General features: G+C 63.7%; 19 protein-coding genes and 1 pseudogene. 11 read left to right on the top strand and 9 right to left on the bottom strand.

The genetic code is table 11. The features are described from left to right. The 4 genes from MOV74_RS09205 to MOV74_RS09190 form a co-directional block, all read left to right on the top strand. Nucleotides 1-224, top strand: a 224-nt coding sequence (locus tag MOV74_RS09205; RefSeq protein ID WP_246920466.1) for a hypothetical protein, incomplete at its 5' end; no start/stop codon positions are given. Next, nucleotides 217-1,020, top strand: a complete 804-nt coding sequence (locus tag MOV74_RS09200; protein WP_246920462.1) for a WecB/TagA/CpsF family glycosyltransferase — start codon at nucleotides 217-219, stop codon at nucleotides 1,018-1,020. The genes MOV74_RS09205 and MOV74_RS09200, both read left to right, overlap by 8 nt. Before the next feature lie 19 nt (nucleotides 1,021-1,039). Further along, nucleotides 1,040-2,032: a UDP-glucose 4-epimerase GalE gene (gene galE, locus MOV74_RS09195; protein WP_246920458.1), complete on the top strand. Its 993-nt coding sequence runs from the start codon at nucleotides 1,040-1,042 to the stop codon at nucleotides 2,030-2,032. A 229-nt stretch (nucleotides 2,033-2,261) separates the two neighbouring features. Then, entirely contained in the window at nucleotides 2,262-2,603 is a 342-nt protein-coding gene (locus MOV74_RS09190) for a hypothetical protein (protein WP_246920469.1), read from the top strand. Here the strand turns inward: MOV74_RS09190 and MOV74_RS09185 are convergent. Then, the gene (locus MOV74_RS09185; RefSeq protein ID WP_246920455.1) at nucleotides 2,577-6,692 is read right to left on the bottom strand and encodes a GAF domain-containing protein; all 4,116 of its coding nucleotides are present in this window, start codon (nucleotides 6,690-6,692) and stop codon (nucleotides 2,577-2,579) included. The two genes, MOV74_RS09190 and MOV74_RS09185, sit on opposite strands and share 27 nt — an antisense overlap. Nucleotides 6,693-6,988: 296 nt before the next feature. Between MOV74_RS09185 and MOV74_RS09180 the strand changes: the two genes are divergently transcribed. The 3 genes from MOV74_RS09180 to MOV74_RS09170 are packed head-to-tail and all read left to right on the top strand — an operon-like array spanning nucleotide 6,989 to nucleotide 10,228. Beyond that, nucleotides 6,989-8,041: an Ldh family oxidoreductase gene (locus tag MOV74_RS09180; RefSeq protein WP_246920453.1), complete on the top strand. Its 1,053-nt coding sequence runs from the start codon at nucleotides 6,989-6,991 to the stop codon at nucleotides 8,039-8,041. Between the two features lie 18 nt (nucleotides 8,042-8,059). After that, on the top strand, nucleotides 8,060-9,427 hold the full coding sequence (locus MOV74_RS09175; RefSeq protein ID WP_246920450.1) for an LLM class flavin-dependent oxidoreductase: 1,368 nt from the start codon (nucleotides 8,060-8,062) through the stop codon (nucleotides 9,425-9,427). 15 nt (nucleotides 9,428-9,442) lie between these two features. Beyond that, entirely contained in the window at nucleotides 9,443-10,228 is a 786-nt protein-coding gene (locus tag MOV74_RS09170; RefSeq protein WP_246920447.1) for a fumarylacetoacetate hydrolase family protein, read from the top strand. 118 nt (nucleotides 10,229-10,346) lie between these two features. Here the strand turns inward: MOV74_RS09170 and MOV74_RS09165 are convergent, their stop codons facing one another. Further along, entirely contained in the window at nucleotides 10,347-10,802 is a 456-nt protein-coding gene (locus tag MOV74_RS09165) for an Lrp/AsnC family transcriptional regulator (RefSeq protein ID WP_246920444.1), read from the bottom strand. 147 nt (nucleotides 10,803-10,949) lie between these two features. On the opposite strand from MOV74_RS09165, the gene MOV74_RS09160 reads away from it, so the two are divergent. Then, nucleotides 10,950-14,402, top strand: a complete 3,453-nt coding sequence (locus MOV74_RS09160) for an indolepyruvate ferredoxin oxidoreductase family protein (RefSeq protein ID WP_246920429.1) — start codon at nucleotides 10,950-10,952, stop codon at nucleotides 14,400-14,402. Between the two features lie 33 nt (nucleotides 14,403-14,435). Here MOV74_RS09160 and MOV74_RS09155 read toward each other — a convergent pair whose 3' ends face one another. Both MOV74_RS09155 and MOV74_RS09150 read right to left on the bottom strand, forming a co-directional pair. Then, a complete protein-coding gene (locus MOV74_RS09155; protein ID WP_246920427.1) occupies nucleotides 14,436-15,488 on the bottom strand; it encodes a DUF3616 domain-containing protein in 1,053 nt (350 codons plus the stop codon). Nucleotides 15,489-15,814: 326 nt separating this feature from the next. Next, entirely contained in the window at nucleotides 15,815-16,726 is a 912-nt protein-coding gene (locus MOV74_RS09150) for a LysR family transcriptional regulator (RefSeq protein WP_246920418.1), read from the bottom strand. A 138-nt stretch (nucleotides 16,727-16,864) separates the two neighbouring features. Between MOV74_RS09150 and MOV74_RS09145 the strand changes: the two genes are divergently transcribed. Genes MOV74_RS09145 through MOV74_RS09135 form a run of 3 tightly spaced genes read left to right on the top strand, consistent with a single transcriptional unit; the run spans nucleotide 16,865 to nucleotide 20,120 of the window. After that, nucleotides 16,865-18,016, top strand: a complete 1,152-nt coding sequence (locus MOV74_RS09145; protein WP_246920415.1) for an HlyD family secretion protein — start codon at nucleotides 16,865-16,867, stop codon at nucleotides 18,014-18,016. Nucleotides 18,017-18,020: 4 nt separating this feature from the next. Further along, nucleotides 18,021-19,628: an MDR family MFS transporter gene (locus tag MOV74_RS09140; protein ID WP_246920412.1), complete on the top strand. Its 1,608-nt coding sequence runs from the start codon at nucleotides 18,021-18,023 to the stop codon at nucleotides 19,626-19,628. Nucleotides 19,629-19,658: 30 nt separating this feature from the next. Next, nucleotides 19,659-20,120, top strand: coding sequence for a carboxymuconolactone decarboxylase family protein (locus MOV74_RS09135; RefSeq protein WP_246920409.1), 462 nt, complete (start codon nucleotides 19,659-19,661; stop codon nucleotides 20,118-20,120). A 96-nt stretch (nucleotides 20,121-20,216) separates the two neighbouring features. On the opposite strand, the gene MOV74_RS09130 is transcribed toward MOV74_RS09135, so the two are convergent. The 5 genes and pseudogenes from MOV74_RS09130 to MOV74_RS09110 all read right to left on the bottom strand — a co-directional run. Then, nucleotides 20,217-21,077 (bottom strand): D-amino-acid transaminase, encoded by an 861-nt coding sequence (locus MOV74_RS09130; RefSeq protein ID WP_246920406.1) that lies wholly within the window; start codon nucleotides 21,075-21,077, stop codon nucleotides 20,217-20,219. A gap of 201 nt (nucleotides 21,078-21,278) precedes the next feature. After that, a complete protein-coding gene (locus MOV74_RS09125) occupies nucleotides 21,279-22,010 on the bottom strand; it encodes an amino acid ABC transporter ATP-binding protein (protein ID WP_246920403.1) in 732 nt (243 codons plus the stop codon). A 12-nt stretch (nucleotides 22,011-22,022) separates the two neighbouring features. Beyond that, nucleotides 22,023-22,715: an amino acid ABC transporter permease gene (locus tag MOV74_RS09120; protein ID WP_246920400.1), complete on the bottom strand. Its 693-nt coding sequence runs from the start codon at nucleotides 22,713-22,715 to the stop codon at nucleotides 22,023-22,025. Between the two features lie 3 nt (nucleotides 22,716-22,718). Next, entirely contained in the window at nucleotides 22,719-23,450 is a 732-nt protein-coding gene (locus MOV74_RS09115) for an amino acid ABC transporter permease (protein ID WP_246920397.1), read from the bottom strand. Between the two features lie 115 nt (nucleotides 23,451-23,565). After that, a pseudogene (locus tag MOV74_RS09110) lies at nucleotides 23,566-23,785 on the bottom strand (transporter substrate-binding domain-containing protein); the annotation flags it as partial.

Genomic DNA, 23,785 nt, shown 5'->3' with positions numbered 1-23,785 from the left:
TAATCCTCGACGGCCCTGCGATGCCGCTCTCGGCCGCCGGCCGCAAGCTGCTCGACGACACCGACGCGCTGGTGGCGGTGCTGCCGACCAGCCTCGACATCAACGACAGCCTGGAAGAGATCCTGACCGCGCTCGGCCGGGCCGAGCGCAAGCTCGTCGGCGTCGTGCTCGACGAGCTCACCCCTGCAATTGAAACGCGCCAGCGAGGCAGACAATATGCTTGAGCGCCGCGTCAACCTCGACGGACGGGCAGCGACTGCCGACGTGCCGCGAATTACCGTCGGCGGGCTTCGCATGGCCGCGCTCGACCTGGAAGCCACCGCCGATTTCATGATCGAGGCGACCGATCCCAATCACCGCATCGGCCGTCCGTTGTTCCTGACCTCGGCCAATGGCGAGGTCCTGGCGCGCTGCTCGACCGAGCCGCAGACCGAGCGCCTGTTCCGCGCTGCCGACCTGATCAACGCCGACGGCCAGCCGCTGGTGGCGGCCTCGAAGCTGCAATCCTGGTTTCCGCTGCCCGAGCGCGTCGCGACCACGGATTTGTTCCACATCGTCGCGCGCAAGGCGGAAGCGGTCGGCCGCACCTTCTACATGTTCGGCGCCAGCGAGGCCGAGAATATCGTGGCGGTCGAGAACGTCCAGAAGATGTATCCGAATCTCAAGATCGTCGGGCACAGCCACGGCTATCTGCGAGGCGACGCGCTACGTGCGAAGATCGAGGAGATCAACGCGCTTGCGCCTGATTATCTGTGGGTCGCGCTTGGCGTGCCCAACGAGCAGGCATTCGTGAAGGAATTCACGCCGCATCTCACCAATGTAGGCGTTATCAAGACATCCGGCGGCCTGTTCAATTTTTTGTCCGGCAGCCGCGCACGCGCACCGCAATGGATGCAGAAGATGGGACTCGAATGGGTCTGGCGCACCTGGCTCGAGCCACGCCGCCTGTTCTGGCGCTATTTGACCACCAACCCCCGCGCGCTCTATCTTCTCTTCGGCCGCAACCGACCCCTCCGCTAAGAGAAGAGCAGAAGACGACATGACCGACCGACCGACCGTCCTCGTCACAGGGGGCGCTGGCTACATTGGCTCGCATGCCTGCCGCGCATTGACCGCTGCCGGCTATCAGCCCATCGTTTATGACAATCTCTCGACAGGCCATCGCAGCTTCGTGACCGGCCCCCTGGTGACCGGCGATCTGCTCGACGGCACGACGCTGGCCCGCGCCTTCGCCGACCACAAGATCACGGCGGTGATGCATTTCGCGGCGGCGAGTCTCGTCGGCGAATCCATGACCGATCCGCAGAAATATTACGTCAACAATGTGCAGGGAACGCTGTCGCTATTGCAGGCGATGCGCAACGCCGGCTGCCATCGCATCGTGTTCTCCTCGACCGGCGCCGTCTACGGCAATGCCGACTCCAAGGAACTGCCGGAAGACTTTCCCTGCGTGCCGATCAATCCCTACGGCGCATCGAAATGGATGATCGAGCGGATGCTTGCTGATTACCGCTCGGCCTACGGCTTCGGCGCGTTCTGCCTGCGTTATTTCAACGCCAGCGGCGCCGATCCCTCAGGCGGCATCGGTGAGTTGCGCGACAACGAAACCCACCTCATTCCCCGCGCCATGATGGCACTGCAGGGCCATGTCGACTTCGCGGTGTTCGGCGACGACTACGACACGCCCGATGGAACCGCGATCCGCGACTACATCCACGTCACCGACCTTGCAGCGGCGCATGTCGCGGCACTGAAGCTTCTCGAAGACGGGCATGCCGGCGGCAGCTTCAATCTCGGCACCGGTTCGGGCTTTTCCGTGCGCGAGATCCTCAACGCGATCAGGCAGGAGACCGGGCGTGAAGTGCCCCACACCGTCAAGCCGCGCCGCGCCGGCGATCCCACTTATCTCGTCGCCGACCCCTCCGCGGCACGGAAGGTGCTGAACTTCGTGCCGCGTCACTCCGACCTGCCTACGGTCATCCGCACCGCCTGGGCCTGGCACCAGAAGGCGCATCCGTTCAGGCCGCGTTAGGCAATCGGCGCACCCGCGCCTTGCCTGCCGTGCCTCGACACGGCTAGAATGCATATTCGTTGCCGCCGCCAGCATATTGCTGACCGCCGCATCCTTACGCACAGCCGACGACGATGTCGGCCTGCATGGCTGCGCTCATTGGCGCGAGCCGATTTTTCCGAACGACGACCACTATCAAATCCGCCAGTCGGCCCGTCCATCGGGCGTGGATTTAGGGAGTATCGACCGCATGCATCAGGCCGCACGCCTGGAGTTCGAGCGCGTGATGGAAGAATTCGCCCGCTGGCAGGTCGTGCCCGCGGACGAGCGCTCGCCCGCGCCTGCCTGGTGGTGGGGTCCTGCGATGGCGGTGTTCGACGACAATGAGCCGATGGGTTGCGCATGGTGCGCCGAGCTCGGCTTGAACGACGGGTCGAGCTTCGCCGAGGGCGCGCGCACGATTCTCGCGCTGTTCGTCGAGCAGACCTCGCTGACGGGACCTCAGGATTTTCCGAGCAAGATCGAGGGCGGAGAACAAGACGTCCGCGAGCTGCACCCGCAGCCGTCAGACGACAGCGCGTTTCAGCCGTGACGCCGCAGCTTCCGTGACTGCAGCATCCGGCTCCGGCTGGAGCGGCGGCGCGACAGGCAGAACCATGGGCCGCAGCAGCTCGGCCATCTGCCGCGCCGGCAAGGGCTTGGAGATGAGGAAGCCCTGCATCTCATCGCAGCCATGGCTGCGCAGGAACGCCTCCTGCTCGACGTTCTCGACGCCTTCGGCGACGACGGTCATGCCGAGCGCCTTGCCCATGCTGATGATCGCTTGCGCGATCGCCTGGTCTTCCGAATCCTGCGGCAGGTCCCGCACGAACGAGCGGTCGATCTTGATGGTGTCGATCGGGAAATGCTTCATCAGCGACATCGACGAATAGCCGGTACCGAAATCGTCGATGGCAAGACGAATGCCGCGGCTCTGGATGGCGTCGAGCACCTTGAGCGCGCGGCCGACATTGCGCATCATCATGCTCTCGGTGACCTCGAGCTGGAGCAGCACCGGCGACATGCCGCTGGCGGCCAGCGCCTCGTCGACGTCCTGCAACAGATGCTCGTCGGCGAACTGCCGCGGCGACAGGTTGACCGCCATCGATAGCGGCAACAGGCCGCGGCGCTGCCAGGCCATGGCCTGGGCGCAGGCCTCGTTGAGCACCCAGCGGCCGATCGGCACGATCAGCCCGGTTTCCTCCGCAAGCGGAATGAACTGCGCCGGCGAGACGCTGCCGAGGTCAGGATGCGTCCAGCGCAGCAACGCTTCCACGCCGGTGATCTGGCCGGTCTCCATCTCCACCTTGGGCTGGTAGTTCAATGAGAACTGCCCGCGCTCCAGCGCCCGGCGCAGCGCGCTCTCCAGCGAGAGCCGTTCGATCGATTGCGTCTTCACTTCCTTGGAGAAGAAGCGGCAGCCGTTCTTGCCGTCTTCCTTGGCAAGATACATCGCCATGTCGGCGTTCTTTGTCAGCGTCTGCGCATCAGAACCGTTGGCCGGATACATCGCGATGCCGATCGAAGCCGTGGTGTGGCACTCGTGCCCGGCCAGCTCCATGGGCTCGGCCAGTGCCGTCAGGAGCCCGGTCGCGATCCGCTGGACGTCATCGATCTCGCCGCATTGATCGAGGATTACCACGAACTCGTCGCCGCCGAGCCGTGCCACCACGTCGCTCGTCCGCAACGCGCCGCGCAAGCGGTTCGCCACTTCGAGCAAGAGCAGGTCGCCGGCCTCGTGCCCCAGCGAATCGTTGATGACCTTGAAACGGTCGAGGTCGATGAACAGCACCGCAAAACGGTGGTCGTGATGCTCGGCAACGTCGATCGCCTTGCGCAAAAGCCCGTTGAAGGTTTCGCGGTTCGGAAGGTCCGTCAGGCTGTCATGGGAGGCGAGGTACTCGATCCGCTCGTCCGCCTCGTTCTTCTCGTCCGCGCGATCGAAATTCTCCATCGCGAAGGCGACGTTGTCGGCGAGGCGCTTCAACAGCTCGACGAACTCAGTCGTGAAGGTATCCTTTTCGGTCGACATGTAGATCATGACGCCGACGGCGAGGTCGTGAACGATGAGCGGGATCGCCGCGCCCGAGCGCGCACCATCGCCCCGAACGACGGCGTGGAAGGCACTCACGCGCTGGTCGGTGAGATAGTCGTTGCTGATGCAGGGCCGCCGGGTCCGGAACGCCGTGCCGCTCATCCCGCGCCCTTCGGGCCGCTCGGGATCGATGGAGAGACGGACGTTGCGTGTCGTGTCGGCGGACGGACCGGCGGCGGCCACGATCTCGAGCTGGTCGGTGCCGGCCCTGGCCAGCGCGATCGTGGTCGAGGTGAACTTGGCGCCGTTCGACGCCGCAAGGCACACGAGGTCGAACAATTCGGCGCGCGACTTCGCCCGCATGATCGCCTCGTTGGTCGCGCTCAAGGCCGCGAACATGCGCGTCAGCCGCTCCTTCTGCGCCTCGGTGCGGGCCTTTTCCTCAGCGCGATCGAAATTGTCGAGCGCGAACGAGACGTTTTCCGCGAGACGGGCCAGCAGCTCGACCAGATCGGGCGTGAATGTGTCTTCCTCCGGAGCAAGGAACAGCAGGATGCCGATCGGCTCCTGGCCGGCGCGCAAAAGCGGGAAGCTTGCAGCGGCACGGGTCCCATCCTCGACTGCCTTGGAGTGCCAGTGTGCCGAGCGGGGATCGTGCATATAGTCGTTGATGACACTGGGCCGACGCGTCCGCACCGAGATTCCGATGATTCCCTGGCTCTCGGGGTGATCCGGGGAAATCGCACAGCTGCGTCCGACCATTCGCTCCTGGAGACGCCCCTTCACGGCGACGACCCGGACCAGATCACATGTCTCGTCGATGATTCCAATCGTCGCCGAGGCGAACATACCGCCGAGCACGGCCGCCTGACATGCGACGTCGAACAGCTCCTCGCGAGTCTCGGCGCGCATGATGGCTTCGTTGGTGGCGCTCAACGCCGCAAACATGCCGCTCAGCCGGTCTCGCTGCTTGTCGGCCTTCGCCTTCTCCTCGGCGCGGTCGAGATTTGCGACCGCAAATGACACGTTGCGCGCAAGACGTTCCAGCAGTTCGACCAACTCGGGCGTGAACGTGCCGATCTCGAGGGAATTGAACAGGAACACGCCTTCGGTGCGGTCGCCGTTGAGCAACGGCAAGGCAGCGGAGGACTTGATGCCGGTGCGGCGCGCGCTGTCGTACCACGGCTTGAGGCGGTCATCGGACAGCAGGTCGTTGGTCAGGCAGGGCTTTCTGGTGCGGAAACACGTGCCGGTCAGGCCTCGCCCTTCCGGCACTGTGTCCGTCGTTGCAAATTTGAGCTTGCGCACTTCGTCGGAGTTCGGTCCTGCGGAAGCGACGACGCGCAGCATTTCGGAGGCAGGCTCGGCGAGCGCGATCGTCGCAGAGCCGAACTTGCCGCCCCGGAACGAAGCTTCGCATACGAGATCGAACAGCTCGGCACGCGACGTCGCCCGGATGATCGCCTCGTTGGTAGCGCTGAGCGCCGCATACATGCGCGCCAGCCGTTCCTCTTCCGCGGCGATTATGGCCTTTTCGGACTCCCGGTCGAAATTCTCGATTGCGAACGAGACGTTCTCCGCCATGCGCATCAGGAGCGCGACGACTTCCTCGTCCTTGGCCCAGGACTTGCTGATGAAGAACAGAATAATGCCGACGCTCTTGCCATATTTGATCAGCGGAGCCGCGACGAGGGCTGCGACGCCCGTATTGATATTGGCCTGCTCCCACGGCGTTCCCTTGGTGTGGCTGACGAGGTCGTCCTCGACAAGGGGCTTTTGGCTGCGAAAGACCGTACCGGAGATTCCACGGCCATAGGGATTGGCGGCATCGACGGAATATTGGGTCTGGGCAACGAGCTCCAGATTCTGGCCCGTGCCGGCGACGGGTTTCAGCCAGTGGGATTCCTGCTCCTTCAGCAGGACGACCGTCGCGAGCGACTTGCCGCCATGGACGGACGCGTCGCATACGAGCTGGTACAGCTCCTGCTCGGTCTTGGCACTCAGGATGGCTTCGTTGGTGGCGCTGAGGGCGCCGAACATGCGGTTGAGCCGCCGCGCCGTCCGTTCGCTGGCCTGCTGCGCGGTCTCGCGCGCGAAATTGTCCAGCGCATAGGAAATGTTGGCCGACATGCGCTCGAACAGCGAGACCATCGGGTCGTTGAACGAATTGGCCTCGCGACGGGTCACCAACAACACGCCGACGCTCTTGCCGTTGCAGAGCAGCGGCAGCGCCGCAGCCGCGCCGATGGCTGCCGAAGCCGCGCCCGCGCGCCATGCCAGCGAGCGCGGGTCGTTCAGATAATCGTTGCTGACGCACAGCTTCTGATTGCGAAACGCCTCGCCACCGACGCCCGAGCCTTCGGGTGTACCGGCTTCCGTCGTGATCACGATGGAGCGCAGCCGCGGAATGTCGTCGCCGCAACCGGCCGCAAAGCACAGCCGCCGGCCATCCGGTCCCACCAGGAACACGGCGACCGCCAAAAAGTCCCCGCTCGAAAACCCGGCGTCGCAGACCTTCTGGTACAGCTCGTCCGGCGATTTCGCGTAGAGGATGGCTTCGTTGATGGCGCTCAACGCCGCAAAGGTGCGCGCGAGTGTCGTCGGCACGATCTCAGCTCCCGGGCATTTCTGCCTATTTCTCCCGGCTGCCTTTATGAAGCGCGATCGCCTAAGTGGTCGTTATTGCGCGCCGCAAACCGTCGATCAAAGTGAACGAGCTGCGAACGAGGGGCGCCAAACTGTCGAAAATACCGCCGCACGGGACGAATCCTCGACCAAAGGCGCGCTCTCTTTACGAATTTGCAGCCCTGTATTGGTTTACGGGAGATTGATATCGCGGCGGCGCTTTGAGACGATGGCAGCCAACAAGCAGCCCGTTAAGGGCACCAGGCCAAGGAAACGCCATGCCGGTTGTCAGAGCCGATCGCCTCACGCGCATCAGCGCCGCTCTGCTCCGTGCCGCCGGAGCTTCCGAGGAAGAGGCCGACGCGGTCGCGGCCGGCTGCGTCAACGCCAATCTCGCCGGTCATGACTCGCACGGCGTGATCGCTGTTCCCACCTATATCGACCGGATCAAGGCCGGGCACATCGTCCCCGGCGCCCAATGGACCATCGTCCAGGAGTCGCCGACCACGACCGTGATCGACGGCCATTGGGGATTTGGCTTCCACGTCAACGCCAGGGCGATGGCGCTGACGATCGAGAAGGCGAAGACGGCCAACGTCGCCGCCTGCACGGTGTTCCGGCAGAGCCATGTCGGTCGCCTCGCCGCCTATCCGCTGATGGCGATGCGCGAAGGCATGATCGGGATCGCGACGGCGGATTCCGGCCGCTCGCCGAAGCATGTGGCGCCGTTCGGCGGCAAGGAGGCCCGGCTCGGCACCAACCCGATCTCGATCGCGGTGCCGTCCGATCTCGATGCGCCGTTCTATCTCGATATGGCGACCTCGGCGGTCGCAGCCGGCAAGATCCAGCTTGCGGTCGCGCGCGGTGAGGAGATCCCGGCGGGCTGGATCATCGATGCCGAGGGACGTCACACCACTGATCCGACCCAATATCGCAAGGGCGGCGCGCTGCTGCCGCTCGGCGGCACCGAGGGTTACAAGGGCAGCGGTCTTGCCGCCATGGTCGAGGTGCTGTGCGGCCTGCTCACCGGCCTCGGCTTCGGCGTCGAGCCCACGGGGCGACACAACGACGGATGCTTCATGGCCGTGTTCAACGTCGCCGCATTCCGCCCGCTGAAGGAGTTCAAGCGCGAGGTCGCCGAATTCGCGCGTTATCTGAAATCGACGCCGCCGTCCGAGGGCAGTAACGGCGTGTTCTATCCCGGCGAGATCGAAGGCCTGCGCGAACAGCAGCGCCTGCGCGACGGCATCGAGGTCGAGGATGCGACCTGGGAAAAGCTGCGTGTGCTGGCGCGGGAGTACCGGCTCGAAACAGTGCTCGATCTGGCCTGACGGAATTTGGAGAACAGCATGACGCGACAGATGATCCTGGTCGGCTTCCTCCAGGCGCAGAACTGCACCAATTTGCCGAGCTCCTGGCGCCATCCGGACTCGCGCGACGATTCGATGTCAGCGGACTATTATCAGGAGATCGCCAAGATCCTCGAAGCCGGCAAATTCCACATGGCCTTCTTCGACGATCGCCTGGCAATGCCAGACCGCTACGGCAACGATCACGCCCACACCGTCGAATACGGCATCCGCTGCGTGAAGATGGATCCGCTGATCGTGCTGACCACGATGGGCATGGTCACCGAGAAGCTCGGCCTTGGCGCGACCTGCTCGACCACCTATTACGAACCGTTCGACGTCGCGCGCCGCTTCGCAACGCTCGACCTGATGTCGGGGGGACGCGCGGGCTGGAACGTCGTCACCTCGCTCAATGACGGTGAAGCTCTCAACATGGGCCGGGATTCGCATCCCGAGCACGATTCCCGCTATGACCGCGCCGACGAGTTCATGGAAGTGGTGCTCGGTCATTGGGACACCTGGGAAGACGGTGCGCTCATCATGGACAAGCAAAGCGGCCGCTTTGCTGATCCGACCAAGGTGAAGCGGCTCGACCACAAGGGACCCGCCTTCAAGTCGCGCGGGCCGTTCACCGTTCCGCGCTCGGATCAGGGCCATCCCGTGATCATCCAGGCCGGCGCATCCGGCCGCGGCCAGCGCTTTGCCGGGCGATGGGGCGAGGTGATCTTCACCGCCGCGCGCAATCTCGGCGCGGCCAAGGAAGGCTATGCATCCGTGCGTAACGAAGCCGCCAAGGCTGGCCGCGATCCCGACCAGATGTTCCTCTGCAATCTGACGACGCCGGTCTGCGCTGCCACCAAAACCGAGGCCGAGGACAAGATGGCGCTGATCAACAAGCTGCCGCTGCAGATCGACGCGCTGTCGCTGCTCGCCGAAGCGCTCAACTATGATTTCGCCTCCAAGGACCTCGACGAGCCGCTGACCACGGACGAGTTGAAGAGCATGCAGGGTATTCTGGGCATTCGCGACGGCGTGCTGAAGGCTTCCGGCAAGAGCAATCCGAGCGCGCGGGACTTCGTCACCTTCTCCGGCCGCGGCCAGGTCCAGGACGCAATGGTCGGCGGACCCAAGGAGATCGCGGACAAACTGGAGGAGATGTTCATCGAGCGCGGCTGCGACGGTTTTGTCATCGCCGCGACTTACGTGCCCGGCTCCTACGCCGATTTCGTACAACATATCGTACCGGAGCTGCAGCGCCGCGGCCTGTTCCAGAGGGACTATCGCGGCAAGACGCTACGCGAAAATCTCGGACTGAAGCGGCCCGCGGCACGCGCCTGGAAGCTGCCGCCCCGCGATGCCGCGGAATAATAACGAGGGTACGACATGCGCTGGCTGAAATTTACCGCCTCGGACAAGACGTGTTGGGGAATCGTCGAAGGCGACCGGGTCATCGCAGTCGACGGCGATCCCTTCGGCGAATGGCAACGCACTTCGCGCACGCATCCGCTGGCGCAGGTGAAGATCGAACTGCCGCTGATCCCGCGTACCTTCTATTGCGTCGGTCTCAATTACCTCAAGCACTTGAAGGAAGCCGCCGACAAGGCCGGCACCGTGCCGGCCGTGCCAGACCGTCCCGAGATCGGCTATCGCGCCCAGAACGCGCTGATCGCGCATGACGAGAACGTGGTGATCCCCTCCTTCGCCACGGAGAAGATCCATTATGAGGGCGAGCTCGTCGTCGTCATCGGCAAGAAGGTGAAGCATCTCACCGCAGCGGACGCGATGGATTGCGTGTTCGGCTACACCGTCGGCAACGACGTCAGCGAGCGAAGCTGGCAGAAGGCCGATCGCGGCCTGTGGCGCTCGAAGAACGCCGACACGTTCAAGCCGATGGGACCGTGGATCGAGACCGAGGCCGATCTCGACAAGATGGAAACGATCGTTCGGGTCAACGGCAAGGAAACCAACCGCTTCGCTACCGCCGACATGATCTTCGGCGTGGTGCCCTTCCTGGTCGAGTTGACGAAGTATTTTACGCTGTGGCCCGGCGATGTGATCTGGATGGGCACCGACGGCGCGTCCCCTGACATCAAGCACGGTGACGTCGTGGAGATCGACATCACCGGCGTCGGGACGTTGCGGAACAGGTTTGTGCGGGAGCAGCGGTAAGCACCGCTGCCGTAGGGTGGACACGAAGCGTGCCCACCACCTTCGCAAATCGAGGCGAGATGGTGGGCACGGCGCAAGAGCGCCTTTGCCCACCCTACGGCACTTCCCGTATGTCATGTCAAAACGGCAACGCCACGCCGGTCTTGATCTCCTTCAGCACCACATTGCTGCGGACGTAACGGATGCCGGGGATGCGGAACATGAACTCGTCGAGGAAACGGTTGTAGGCCGCCATGTCCTGCACGACGACGCGCAGATGATAATCAGCATCGCCCGTGGTCGCAAAGCACTCCAGCACCTCGCGCCGCTTGGTGACGCGGGACACAAACTCGTCGACGAATTTGGCGTCGTGCCGCTCCAGTGAGACGTGGAGGATGGCCGACATCGCAAAGCCCGCCTGCTCGCGCGCGACCATCGCCGCGTAGCCCTGAATGACCCCGGCCTCCTCCAGCGCGCGCACCCGCCGCCAGCAGGCCGAGGTGGACATGCCGACCTCGTCCGCCAGTTGCTGGTTGGTGGCGCGACCGTCCTTCTGGAGGTGCGCAAGAATCCGCGTGTCCTGCTCTTCAATCATGGATTTCACCAAATCGGATTGTTCTACCGAATTATAGGACAAATCGGGCAAATCTACCAGAATAGCCGGTCTGTCAGGAAAGATAGGTAAGACCTACCAGCCGCCCGGGCCTAACCTGCCCCCATGCAGGTGCCGCGGGAGGTCCGCATGGACGCCATTCCGTCACTCGACCCCTATGAACTGGCCGATCGCTACGATCGCGAACACGGCCGTGTCTTCCTCACGGGGACGCAGGCCATCGTTCGCATCGCGCTCGACCAGGCGAGGCGCGACCGCGCGCGTGGGCTGAACACCGCTGGTTTCATCTCCGGCTATCGCGGCTCGCCGCTCGGCGGCGTCGATCTCGAACTGTGGCGCATCCAGGAGCGGTTGAAGCGAGACCGCATCGAATTCCTCCCCGCAGTGAACGAGGACCTCGCTGCGACCGCGGTACTCGGCTCGCAGCAGGTCGAAACGCAAGGCGACCGCGAGGTCGATGGCGTGTTCGGGCTCTGGTACGGCAAGGGCCCGGGCGTCGATCGCTCCGGCGATGCGCTCAAGCACGGCAATGCCTATGGTTCGTCGCCGCATGGCGGCGTGCTGGTGGTCGCCGGCGACGACCATGGCTGTGTCTCCTCCTCGATGCCGCACCAGTCCGACGTCGCCTTCATGAGCTGGTTCATGCCGACGCTGCATCCGGCAAGCGTCGGCGAATATCTCGAATTCGGCGAGTACGGCTACGCGCTGAGCCGCTTCTCCGGCATGTGGGTCGGCTTCAAGGCGGTCTCGGAGATCGTCGAATCGGGCGCCTCCGTCGAGTTGGGCTCGCCCCGAAGCTTCCGCATACCCGACTTCACGCCGCCGCCAGGCGGCCTGCACTATCGCTGGCCCGACCTGCCGGGCCCACAGATCGAGGAGCGGCTGGAAGCGAAGAAGCACGCCGTCTATGCCTTCGCCAAGGCCAACCCGATCGATCGCCACATCTACGACATCCCGGACGCGACCTACGGCATCGTCACCACGGGCAAGGCGCATCTCGATTTGATGGAGGCGCTGCGGCTGATGGGCCTTGATGAGGCCGCCTGCCGCAGCATCGGGATCGACGTCTACAAGGTCGGCATGGTCTGGCCGCTGGCGTTGCATGACGCCATGGATTTCGTGAAGGGCAAGCGCGAGATCCTCGTGGTCGAGGAGAAACGCGGCATCATCGAGAGCCAGTTCAAGGAATATTTCTATGACTATCCCGGCAGCAAACCCGAACGCATGGTGGGCAAGCACGACGAGACCGGCGCGCGGCTGATTTCCTGGATCGGCGAATTGTCGCCGCGCGCGCTGGCGGGCGTGCTGGCGCGCCGGCTCGATCCGATGTTCCCGGGCCTCAATCTCGCCGCACGCGCGGCTGCGCTTCTGCCGGAGGCAGCACGCACCATCAACGTCTCAGGCGCAACGCGCACGCCGTATTTCTGCTCGGGTTGCCCGCACAACATTTCGACGAAGGTGCCTGAGGGATCGAAGGCACTGGCCGGCATCGGCTGCCATTTCATGGCGAGCTGGATGGACCGCGAGACCTCGTCTCTGATCCAGATGGGCGGTGAAGGCGTGAATTGGGCGGCTTCGTCGAGATTCACCGGCCATAAGCACATTTTCCAGAACCTCGGCGAAGGCACCTACTACCACTCCGGCTCGATGGCGATCCGGCAGGCGATCGCGGCCAAGGCCAATATCACCTACAAAATCCTGTTCAACGATGCCGTCGCCATGACCGGCGGCCAGCCGGTCGACGGTCCCGTCAGCGTCCAGGCGATCGCGCACAGCGTCCGCGCCGAAGGCGTGACGCGCATCGCGCTGGTGTCGGATGATCCCGCACAGTTCTCGCCTGCCGACCTGCCAGCCGGCGTCACCATCCATCCCCGCGAGGAGATGGATGCCGTGCAGCGTGAGTTGCGCGAGGTCTCCGGCGTTTCGGTCCTGATCTATCAGCAGACCTGCGCCACGGAGAAGCGACGCCGGCGCAAGCGCGGGCAGATGGCCGACCCCAAGCGCTTCGCCTATATCAACGATCTTGTCTGTGAAGGCTGCGGCGACTGCTCCGTGGAATCCAACTGCCTCAGCGTCGAGCCGAAGGAGACATTGTTCGGCCGCAAGCGGCAGATCAACCTCTCGTCCTGCAACAAGGATTTTTCCTGCCTCAACGGCTTTTGCCCAAGCTTCGTCACCGTCGAAGGCGCCACGCGCCGGAAGAAGAGCGCGAGCCAGATCGACGCGGTAGGCCACGCCGCAACGCTTCCCCCGCCCGCAACCGCAGCGCTCGAGCGTCCCTACGATCTGCTGGTGACCGGCGTCGGCGGCACCGGCGTGATCACCGTCGGCGCGCTGATCGGCATGGCCGCACACCTCGAAGGTCGCGGCGTCTCGGTGCTCGACTTCACCGGCTTTGCGCAGAAGTTCGGGCCTGTGCTGAGCTATCTCCGGCTTGCACCAAGTCCCGAGGCCCTGCACCAGGTGCGTATCGACCAGGGTGCGGCCGATGCGCTGATCGGCTGCGATCTCGTCGTCAGCTCTTCGCCAAAAGCGTCCGGCACCTTCCGGAAGGGCACGCGGGCCGCGGTCAATACTGCGGAGATGCCGACCGGCGACGTCGTCCGTTTCCGCGACGCCGACCTCGCCTCCCCCGCCCGCCTGCGCGCGATCGGCTGGGTCGTCGGTCAAGACAATCTCGGCACGATCAATGCCAACGCGCTGGCCGAACGGCTGCTCGGCGATGCCGTCTATGCCAATATCATCATGCTCGGTTTTGCCTGGCAGCGCGGGCTGGTCCCGATTTCGCTTGCAGCGCTGCTGCGTGCGATCGAGCTCAACGGCGTCGCCGTCGAGCACAACAAGCAGGCCTTTGCCTGGGGCCGGATTGCGGCTTCGGATCCGGACTTCCTGCCGAAGGGGAACGAAGCGCTCGCAGCGGAGACGCTCGATCAGATCATCGATCGTCGCGCCGACTTTCTCGCCGCCTATCAGGACAGCGCCTATGCGGCACGCTACCGGACGATCCTCGCAAGGGTCCGCGGTGCCGAAGCCGTTCTGAAAAACGGCGAGGCTCTGACCGAGGCAGTCGCACGCGCCCTGTTCAAGCTGATGGCCTACAAGGACGAGTACGAGGTGGCGCGGCTGCACATGCAAGGCGGATTCCTTGATGAACTGAAACGCGAATTCGAGGATGGCTTCAAAATCCAATATCACCTCGCCCCACCGTTCCTGCCGTCGCGGCGCGACGCCCGTGGACGCCCGCGCAAACGCGCCTTCAGTCAGTGGATCCAGACGCCTCTCACCATGCTCGCGCGCCTGAAGGCGCTGCGCGGAACGCCGTTCGATCCGTTCGGTTACACCGCGGAACGGCGCACCGAGCGCGAACTGATCGCGTGGTATGAAGGCCTGATCGAACGAATGCTCGGCGCGCTCGATACGGCGCCTCTTCCGGATCTCATCGCAATTGCAAAGGCGCCGATGGAGATCCGCGGCTACGGGCCGGTCAAGGACACCGCGATCGGGAAGGTGAAGACCGAGGTCGAGCGGCTGCTGAATGAACTCCACACGCCATCGCCGGCAAAGATGCGCGCCACCGGTTGAAGAACAGTGCGAGGGCGCGGGCGTTCAAAACGCCTAGCCGGCGGGACACGATGAAGATCGCGGCCCCGATCCCGATATTTCGATCGGGGTGGGCGCACCTTCCTTGTCGCCGTCGAACACGATCAGGACACGTAGTCCGGTTGACGTCTTGTCCAGCGGCAGGAGTCCCTCCGGCTTTCGCTTCGGATCAAACGGCAAGTCCTTCAAGAGCTCGACGGACTCTGACGCGCCGTCCCATGCGTAGACGGCATAGGACCCGGGTCCATCCGCAGCCGGACCTGCCAAAACGAGGATGCGATCCCCGAATGGCGCGAGATCGCGCACGCCGCGGCCGTCGCCGAGCGGCAGCCGGTACAGGCGGTGATCCGAGCTCTTGCCATTACCAAACAAGGAAGCCACCTCGACCGACAGAACGACGGCGCATTTTCCGTTCAGCACGGGGCCCCGGAATCCTGCGAGCAGCGTCCGATCGTCCTTGATCGCCACGCCTTCGATCGTCAGCCCGTTGGTCTCCAGCCGCATATCCACGAAGGGGAGAAGTGCCGGATCGCTCGCAATGACGTCTCTCAGTCTCGGCGTGCGCTCGAGGCCTGACGCGCTGCCGTCTTCACCGGTCGTGCGGAACCGGACGATCTGGCTGCTTGCGGCGATCTTCGCCTGAATCTTGTCGGCATCTTTCTTAGGATCAAGCTTGTGGTCCTTGTCTCGCGGATGGCCATGCGAGCCGATGACGTAAAAGTACCCTCCGGAGAAGGCGACGCCCTCACCATCGAGCTCGAGCGCTTTGTCCTTGAACGTGTTGTCGATCAACTTGACCGGGCTGCCGGCGACAAGCTTGCCCTCGGTTAATTCCACGTATTGGGCGTCCTGAAGATTGTCGTCGATGACGAGGCACGAACGGGGAAACCCATCCGGGATCGTGCAGGCGATGCCGCTGACATCCTTGGACTTGTCGCCGTCCTCACCGATCAGCCTTTTGTTGACCGGCCACGCATCGTCGGCCGCGGCAGGAGAAGGTTGCACGCCGCCCGCCGCCATGAGGCCAAGCAGCAAAGCCGCAATCCATCCCGTTCTGGCGAGGGTCATCGAAGCTCCCTTCAGCGGTTGTCGATTCAGATATGGCAAGCCGTCCAGCTTCACCGCAATATGATGCCGCCGAATCCTACGACGCTCTCACGCAATCGAACGTCGATCTGCCTGCCGCCTGTCGATGCGTCAAACATGGAAAAGCAGGAGCTGGAGAAGCAGAGGGCCGAAAGCCGGCCTGAACGAAACGTCACATCGAAGAAACTGGATCGGGCCGAACCACTTCGGTCCAAAATGGATCACTCATATCTTAGGTTGTATTGTTCCAGATGCCCCGGCGATGTCAACTCACTTTCTGAGGGACATGGAGTCGCCGGCGAAAGTGCTCATGAATACGGGTTGATCAGCTTCTGCTGCTCGGCGCTGTGGTGCACGAGCATGTCGATGAAGGTCCGGACCTTCGCCGACAGATGATGCCGGTGCGGGTAGACCGCGTTCATCGACATCTCGACCGGGCGGTATTCGGGCAGCAGCCGAACGAGGTGCCCAGCGTCGAGATCGCCCTGTACAAGAAAGCCGGCCATCAGGCAGACGGCCGCGCCCTCCAGCGCCACCTTCCGCAACGCTTCGCCGCTGTTGGTGATGAAGCTGCCGGAAACGCGCACCGATGCCGGCGAGCCCTTGCGGTCGAAGAAGCGCCAATCGTCGCCGAAGGGATAGTTCAGGTGCCGAGCGCAATTGTGCGCGGCGAGCTCGTCGAGCTTCTGCACACGGCCATGCCTTTCGAGATAGTCATGCGAGCAGCACAGCACGTGGCGCCAGGTGGCGAGGCTACGGACGATCAGACTCGAGTCCGGCGGCGAGGTCATACGCAGAGCGACGTCATAGCCCTCCTCGATGAGATCGACCTCGGCTTCGCCCATGCGCAGATCGATCTTGAGCTCCGGATAGGCCGACAGGAGTTTTGCCGCAACGGGCGCGACGAAGGGCACCATGTGCGTGGCGACGTGGATGCGCAATGTGCCGCGCGGCACCGATTGCAATTCGCTCGCGATGTCGTCGGCCTGTTCGAGATCGGCGAGGATCTGGGTCGAGCGGTCGTAATAGGCCTTGCCGATTTCGGTGAGGCTCACCTTCCGCGTGGTGCGGTTGAGCAGGCGCACGCCGAGCCGGTCCTCCAGCGCCTGGACGTGGGTGCTCACCATGGTCGTCGACATGTTGAGCCGGCGGGCGGCGGCGGAAAAGCCGCCGTTTTCGACCACGTGGACGAAGGCGGTGAGGCTGGTGAAGCGATCCATGGCGACAGGCTCTGATTATCCGCTATTGCTGGATAATGCTTTCACAAATTCCAAGATTATCACAACGACCGGGACAGCGCATTTCGGGGTTTAACAGCGCACGATTCTGAGCGGGCGTCTGGGAAATCCGAGGATGCCATGTCGAAAGCTTCTTATATCTCTGAAACTAATAACAAAATCGGCCTGTACCCATCCCGGCAGGTGATCAGACGAGCAGCGATCGGGCTGGCGCTGGCGATCGGCATCGCGGTGGCCGGCGACTATGGCTACGATTACCTGAAGACGGGCCGCTACCTCGAATCCACCGACGATGCCTATGTGAAGGCCGACTCCACGATCATCGCGCCAAAGGTATCCGGTTACATCGCAAAGGTGCTGGTCGGCGACAACGAGACCGTTCGGGCAGGCCAGGCGCTGGCCAAGATCGACGACCGCGATTTCAAGGCTGCCCTCGACCAGGCACGCGCCGATGTCTCCGCCGGCGAAGCTTCGGTGCGCAATATCGATGCCCAGCTCGAACTGCAGCAGCCGATCATCGAGCAAAGCACGGCCGATGTCACCGCGGCCGACGCCAATCTGAAATTCGCTCAGGAGGAGCGCGCCCGCTACGACGACCTGATGAAGTCGGGCTCCGGCACCATCCAGCGCGCGCAGCAGACCGACGCGGCGCTGCGCGCCAGCAGCGCGCAATTGCAGCACGCGAAATCCGGCCTTCTGGCCGCACAGCGCAAGATCGACGTGCTCACCACCCAGCGCGCGCAGGCCACCGCTCAGCTCGAACGGGCCCGCGCGGTCGCGCAGCAGGCGGCGCTGAACCTGTCTTATACGGAGATCACCGCGCCGGTCGACGGCACGGTCGGCGCCCGGAGCTTGCGGGTCGGCCAATACGTGCAAGCCGGCACGCAATTGATGGCGGTCGTGCCGCTCGATGCGGTTTATGTCGTTGCGAACTTCAAGGAAACCCAGCTCACGCATGTGCGGCCGGGACAGCCGGTCGAACTGCACGTCGACAGCTTCCGCAACAAGACCCTGCGCGGTCACGTCGACAGCCTGTCGCCGGCGAGCGGGCTCGAATTCGCGCTGCTGCCCCCGGACAACGCCACCGGCAATTTCACCAAGATCGTGCAGCGCGTTCCGGTCAAGATCGTGCTGGACGACCACAACCTCACCGGCCTGCTGCGCCCCGGCATGTCGGCGGTGCCGACCGTGAACACCAAGCAAGCGGTGCTGGCCGAGCGCGAGACGGCCAAGCGTCTGGCCGACACCACGTCTCGCGCGAACGGCGGCTGAATCCATGAACACGCTGCAACCGACCGTCAACGCCACCGGTCTCTCCGCCTCCGCTGCGCCCGCCGCACCGGCGGTGTCCGCAAGAACCTGGATTGCGGTGATCGGCGCCACGCTCGGCGCTTTCATGGCGGTGCTGAACATCCAGATCGTCAACGCCTCGCTCGCGGACATCCAGGGCGCGATCGGCGCCGGCATCGACGACGGCGGCTGGATTTCGACCTCCTATCTGATCGCGGAGATCGTGGTAATCCCGCTCTCCGGCTGGCTCGCACAGGTATTCTCGATCCGCATCTATCTGCTCACCAACGCGATCCTGTTCCTCCTGCTGTCGGCGGCATGCGCACTGGCGCAGGACCTGCCGCAGATGATCGTGCTGCGCGCCGTGCAGGGGTTCACCGGCGGCGTTCTAATTCCGATGGCATTCACGCTGATCATCACGCTGCTGCCGCGGGGAAAACAACCGGTCGGCCTTGCCCTGTTCGCGCTGTCGGCGACGTTCGCGCCCGCGATCGGCCCGACCATCGGCGGCTATCTCACCGAGAATTTCGGCTGGGAGTACATCTTCTACGTCAACCTCGTCCCCGGCGCGATCATGGTCGGCATGCTCTGGTACGCGCTCGACGCAAAGCCCATGAAGCTGTCTCTCCTGCGCGAGGGCGACTGGGCCGGCATCATCACCATGGCGATCGGGCTCTCGGCGCTCCAGACCGTGCTGGAGGAAGGAAACAAGGACGACTGGTTCGGCTCACCCTTCATCGTCAGGCTGTCAGTGATCGCAGCCGTTGCACTGACCGCCTTCCTGATCATCGAACTGACGGTAAAGAAGCCGCTGCTCAATCTGCGCCTGCTCGTCCGCCGCAATTTCGGCTTCGGCATGCTCGCAAATTTCCTGCTCGGTATCGCACTCTACGGCTCCGTGTTCATCCTGCCGCAATATCTGGCTCGCATTCAGGGCTACAATGCCGAGCAGATCGGCATGGTGCTGGCCTGGACCGGATTGCCACAGCTCCTCTTGATCCCTCTCGTGCCACGCCTGATGCAGCGGTTCGACGCGCGGATCCTCATCGGCGTCGGCTTCGTGCTGTTCGCTGCTTCCAACTTCATGAACATCTATATGACCAACGATTATGCCGCCGACCAGCTGCTGTGGCCCAATGTCGTCCGCGCCATCGGTCAAGCATTGGTGATGGCTCCGCTGTCGGCCGTCGCAACCGCAGGCATCGAGCCGGAGAACGCGGGCTCAGCCTCCGGCCTGTTCAACATGATGCGCAATCTCGGCGGTGCCGTCGGCATCGCGCTGCTCCAGACCGTGCTGACGAAGCGCGAGCAATATCACTCCAACGTGCTGATGCAGTCGGTCTCGGTGTTCGAGCAGGCCACCCGTACACGGCTGGAACAGCTCATTCAATATTTCGTCAATCACGGCATCCTCGACCGTGCAGACGCCGCGCATCGCGCCTATGTCGCGATCGGTCATGGCGTGCAGAAGCAGGCTTATATCTTCGCCTTCAGCGACACGTTCTATCTGCTCGGCATGGCGCTGATCGTGGCTTTGGCTGCCGTCCTTTTCCTGAAGAAGCCCGGCCAGACCTCGGCTGGCGGAGCCCACTGACATCAACCGTAGGAAGCAAGGAGAACGACCATGAAGCCCCGCATGAACTTCTACCAGGCCGCCCCCGACACGATGAAGGCACTGATGGCGCTGGAGGAGCAGATCCAGTCTACCGGACTGGAGAAATCACTGATCGAGCTCGTCAAGATCCGGGCGTCGCAGATCAACGGCTGCGCCTTCTGCATCAACATGCACACCGAGGACGCGCGCAAGCGCGGCGAGACCGAGCAGCGCATCTACCTGCTCAATGCCTGGCGCGAGTCCCCGCTCTATTCCGACCGCGAGCGCGCGGCGCTGGCCTGGACCGAATCGGTGACACTGATTTCGGAGACGCACGCGCCCGACGATGTCTATGAGCAGGTCCGCGCACAGTTCTCCGATGCGGAGACGGTGAACCTGACCATGCTGATCGGCGCCATCAACGCCTGGAACAGGATCGCGATCGCGTTCCGCGCGGTCCATCCCGTGAAGGTGAAGGCGTCGGTGGCGTGAGCTGCGGCGCGCGCCTCAGCGCAGGTCCCGCAGGGTGGGCAAAGGCGCACTTGCGCCATGCCCACCCTACGAAAGCTATGACAGCGGAGTGCGCGGCTAAACCGCGGTCGCCTTGGCGAACTCCACGTAGATCTCGCGCAGCCGCGTGGCCATCGGACCGGGCTTGCCGTCGCCGACCTTCTGGCCGTCGATCGCAACCACCGGCTGGACGAACAGCGACGCCGAGGTGGCAAAGGCTTCCTTGGCGGCAAGCGCTTCCGCAACCGTGAAAGAACGCTCCTCGACGCGAAGCTGGCGCTCTTCGGCGAGTGCCACCACCGCCTTGCGGGTGCAGCCGGGCAGGATCGCGTTGGAGTTCTTGCGGGTCACGATGACGTCGTCCTTGGTGAGGATGAACGCTGAGGACGAACCGCCTTCGGTGACATAGCCGTCTTCCAGCATCCAGGCCTCGCCCGCGCCGGCTTCGGCCGCCGCCTGCTTTGCCAATACTTGCGCCAGCAGCGCCACACTCTTGATGTCGCGCCGCTCCCAGCGGATGTCCGGCACGGTGATGACGTTGATGCCGGTCTTCGCCGACGCCGCGTTGATGATGTCCTTCTCCGAGGTGAACATCACCAGGCTCGACTTGACGTCGCCTTTGGGAAACGGAAAGTCGCGGCCCTTGTCGGCGCCGCGCGTCACCTGGAGGTAAACGAGGCCGTTCGTGAGCGTGTTGCGCGCGATCAGTTCCTTCTGCAGCTCGGTGATCCGCTCGACCGTCTCCGGAAACCTCAAGCTGATCTCGCCGACCGAGCGCTCAAGCCGCGCCAGATGCGAGGCATTGTCGACCAGCTTGCCGTCGAGCACGGCCGAGACCTCATAGATGCCGTCGGCGAACAGGAAGCCGCGATCGAGGACCGAGATTTTGGCGTCCGAGAGCGGGACGAATGAGCCGTTGACGTAGGCGATCGGGTCCAAGGCAGGTCTCCTGGGGGGAAGGGGATTTGGCTCTCGGTATAGGAGATTTGGCGAGCCTGATAAACCCTCGATCCGTCATTCCGGGGCATTCGCGAAGCGAATGAGCCCGGAATCCATCTCGCCTCTCGTCCTGCCGCACATTGGATCCTCAGATGCGCAATTGCGCATCATAGCTCGCGCTACGCGCGCCTCGGGGCGGAGTTAATGCGACAGAATCTTCGACAGGAACTTCTGCGCACGGTCGCTGCGCGGCTTGCCGAAGAAGTCTTCCTTCGCCGCGTCCTCGACGATCTCGCCGCGGTCCATGAAGATCACGCGATTGGCCACTTTACGGGCAAAGCCCATCTCGTGGGTGACAACCATCATGGTCATGCCTTCATGAGCGAGGTCCACCATGACGTCGAGCACCTCGCTGACCATTTCCGGGTCGAGCGCCGAGGTCGGCTCGTCGAACAGCATGACGATCGGATCCATGGCGAGCGCTCGGGCGATCGCAACGCGCTGCTGCTGGCCGCCGGACAGGTTCGCGGGAAACTTCTGCGCCTGCTCCTTGAGGCCGACGCGCTCCAGCAGCTGCATGCCTTTTGCTATCGCCTTGTCGCGCGACCGGTCGAGCACCTTCTGCTGCGCGAGGCAGAGATTGTCGATGATCTTCAGGTGCGGAAACAGCTCGAAGTGCTGGAACACCATGCCGACGCGCGAACGCAGCTTCGGCAGGTTGGTCTTGGGATCGTTGACCTTGGTGCCATCGACGCTGATGTCGCCGCTCTGGAACGGCTCCAGCGCGTTGACGCATTTGATCAGCGTCGACTTGCCCGAGCCCGAGGGGCCGCAGACCACGACCACCTCGCCCTTGGTGACGCTGGTGGTGCAATCGGTCAGCACCTGGAAGCTCGGCGTGTACCATTTGTTGACGTGGCTGATTTCGATCATGAGCGGCTAGCCCTAGCGAATGATGGCGATGCGCGCCTGCAGGCGGCGGACGCCGAAGGATGCGATACAGGAAATGGTGAAGTAGACGACCGCTGCGAACAGATACATTTCGACCAGGCGCCCGTCGCGCTGCGCCACCTTGCTTGCCGCTCCCAGGAAGTCCGTGATCGACAGGACGTAGACCAGCGAAGTGTCCTGGAACAGGACGATGGTCTGCGTGATCAGAACCGGCAGCATGTTGCGGAAGGCCTGCGGCAGCACGACGTAGCGCATGGTCTGGGCGTAGGTCAGCCCCAGCGCACTGGCCGCGGCCGGCTGGCCGCGCGAGATCGACTGGATGCCGGCACGCATGATCTCGGAGAAATACGCGGCCTCGAACATGATGAAGGTGATGAGCGAGGAGGCGAAGGCGCCGACGCTGATCGGGCGCGCGGCCCCCGTCACCCACTGCCCGATATAGGGCACCAGGAAGTAGAACCAGAAGATCACCAGCACCAGCGGCAGCGAGCGCATGAAGTCGACATAGATTCCGGCGATGCGGCCGAGGACCTTGAAGCCGGAGAGCCGCATCAGCGCGAGTGCCGTGCCGAAGACGAGACCGCCAAGGGCCGCGAGCCCCGTCAGCGTCAGCGTGAAGGTCATGCCCTCGAGGAACAGATAGGGCAGCGCGCGGCGGATGACGTCAAAATCGAGATTGCCGAACATCGCTTATTTCCCCGTGATGTAGCCGGGGATCGCGACCCAGCGCTCGAGAAAGCGCATTCCGGTCACGACGACGGCGTTGACGAGGAGGTAGAGGATGGTCGCGGCGGTGAAGGCCTCGAACACCTGGAACGAGAATTCCTGCATCGAACGCGCCTGTCCGGTCAGCTCGAGCAGGCCGATGGTGATCGCGACGGCGGTGTTCTTGATGGTGTTGAGGAATTCGGACGTCAGCGGCGGCAGGATGATGCGGAACGCCATCGGCAGCAGCACGTAGCGATAGCCCTGCGCGGTGGTCAGGCCCAGCGCGGTTGCGGCCATCTTCTGCCCGCGCGGCAGCGAGCCGATGCCGGCCTGTAGCTGCACGGCGACGCGTGCCGACATGAAGAAGCCGACGCCGATCGCCGCCGTCCAGAACGGCGCGTTGGGCAGCTGCTTCAGCCATGTGCCGGCGCCTTTTGGCAGCAATTCCGGCAGCACGAAGAACCACAGGAAGAGCTGCACCAGCAGCGGCATGTTGCGGAAGAATTCGACATAGGCGAAGCCGAACCAGTTCGCCCCCTTCGAGGGCAGCGTGCGCATCACGCCGACGAGCGAGCCGGTGATCAGCGCGATGACCCAGGCCAGCGCCGCGGTCTTGAGGGTCAGCACCAGGCCCGACAAGAGCATGTCGAGATAGGTGCCGGTCCCCATCGGGTTCGGCTGGAAGAAGATTCCCCAGTTCCAGTTATAGTTCACGTGTCCCCCGCGCGAACGCGCCAGTCAGAGCTATCTTGGCCGCCTATGCAAATGTCCGGCCATCCCTGTGTCAAGAGTGGCCGGACATGATTCCTATCGAAAGATCGAAGTTATCTTACTTATAGTCGTCCGGATTGGGCGAATCCGTCGGCTTGGCGAACTCGTTCTTCAGCTCGGCCGAGATCGGGGTGTTGAGATTCAGCCCCTTCGGCGGGATCTTCTGCGTGAACCACTTGTCGTAGATCTTCTGCGCCTCGCCGGAGGTGTAGAGCGCCGCGGTCGCGGCATCGACGACCTTCTTGAAGGCGGCGTCGTCCTTGCGCAGCATGATGCCG

The sequence above is a fragment of the Bradyrhizobium sp. SHOUNA76 genome (assembly GCF_023006445.1).
GTDB lineage: Bacteria > Pseudomonadota > Alphaproteobacteria > Rhizobiales > Xanthobacteraceae > Bradyrhizobium.
This window is presented reverse-complemented; position numbering and strand designations above follow the sequence as displayed.

Coding starts and splice junctions, on each gene's coding strand:
- MOV74_RS09200 (WP_246920462.1), top strand. CDS start 217: ATGCTTGAGCGCCGCGTCAACCTCGACGGACGGGCAGCGACTGCCGAC.
- galE (WP_246920458.1), top strand. CDS start 1,040: ATGACCGACCGACCGACCGTCCTCGTCACAGGGGGCGCTGGCTACATT.
- MOV74_RS09190 (WP_246920469.1), top strand. CDS start 2,262: ATGCATCAGGCCGCACGCCTGGAGTTCGAGCGCGTGATGGAAGAATTC.
- MOV74_RS09180 (WP_246920453.1), top strand. CDS start 6,989: ATGCCGGTTGTCAGAGCCGATCGCCTCACGCGCATCAGCGCCGCTCTG.
- MOV74_RS09175 (WP_246920450.1), top strand. CDS start 8,060: ATGACGCGACAGATGATCCTGGTCGGCTTCCTCCAGGCGCAGAACTGC.
- MOV74_RS09170 (WP_246920447.1), top strand. CDS start 9,443: ATGCGCTGGCTGAAATTTACCGCCTCGGACAAGACGTGTTGGGGAATC.
- MOV74_RS09165 (WP_246920444.1), bottom strand. CDS start 10,802: ATGATTGAAGAGCAGGACACGCGGATTCTTGCGCACCTCCAGAAGGAC.
- MOV74_RS09160 (WP_246920429.1), top strand. CDS start 10,950: ATGGACGCCATTCCGTCACTCGACCCCTATGAACTGGCCGATCGCTAC.
- MOV74_RS09155 (WP_246920427.1), bottom strand. CDS start 15,488: ATGACCCTCGCCAGAACGGGATGGATTGCGGCTTTGCTGCTTGGCCTC.
- MOV74_RS09150 (WP_246920418.1), bottom strand. CDS start 16,726: ATGGATCGCTTCACCAGCCTCACCGCCTTCGTCCACGTGGTCGAAAAC.
- MOV74_RS09145 (WP_246920415.1), top strand. CDS start 16,865: ATGTCGAAAGCTTCTTATATCTCTGAAACTAATAACAAAATCGGCCTG.
- MOV74_RS09140 (WP_246920412.1), top strand. CDS start 18,021: ATGAACACGCTGCAACCGACCGTCAACGCCACCGGTCTCTCCGCCTCC.
- MOV74_RS09135 (WP_246920409.1), top strand. CDS start 19,659: ATGAAGCCCCGCATGAACTTCTACCAGGCCGCCCCCGACACGATGAAG.
- MOV74_RS09125 (WP_246920403.1), bottom strand. CDS start 22,010: ATGATCGAAATCAGCCACGTCAACAAATGGTACACGCCGAGCTTCCAG.
- MOV74_RS09120 (WP_246920400.1), bottom strand. CDS start 22,715: ATGTTCGGCAATCTCGATTTTGACGTCATCCGCCGCGCGCTGCCCTAT.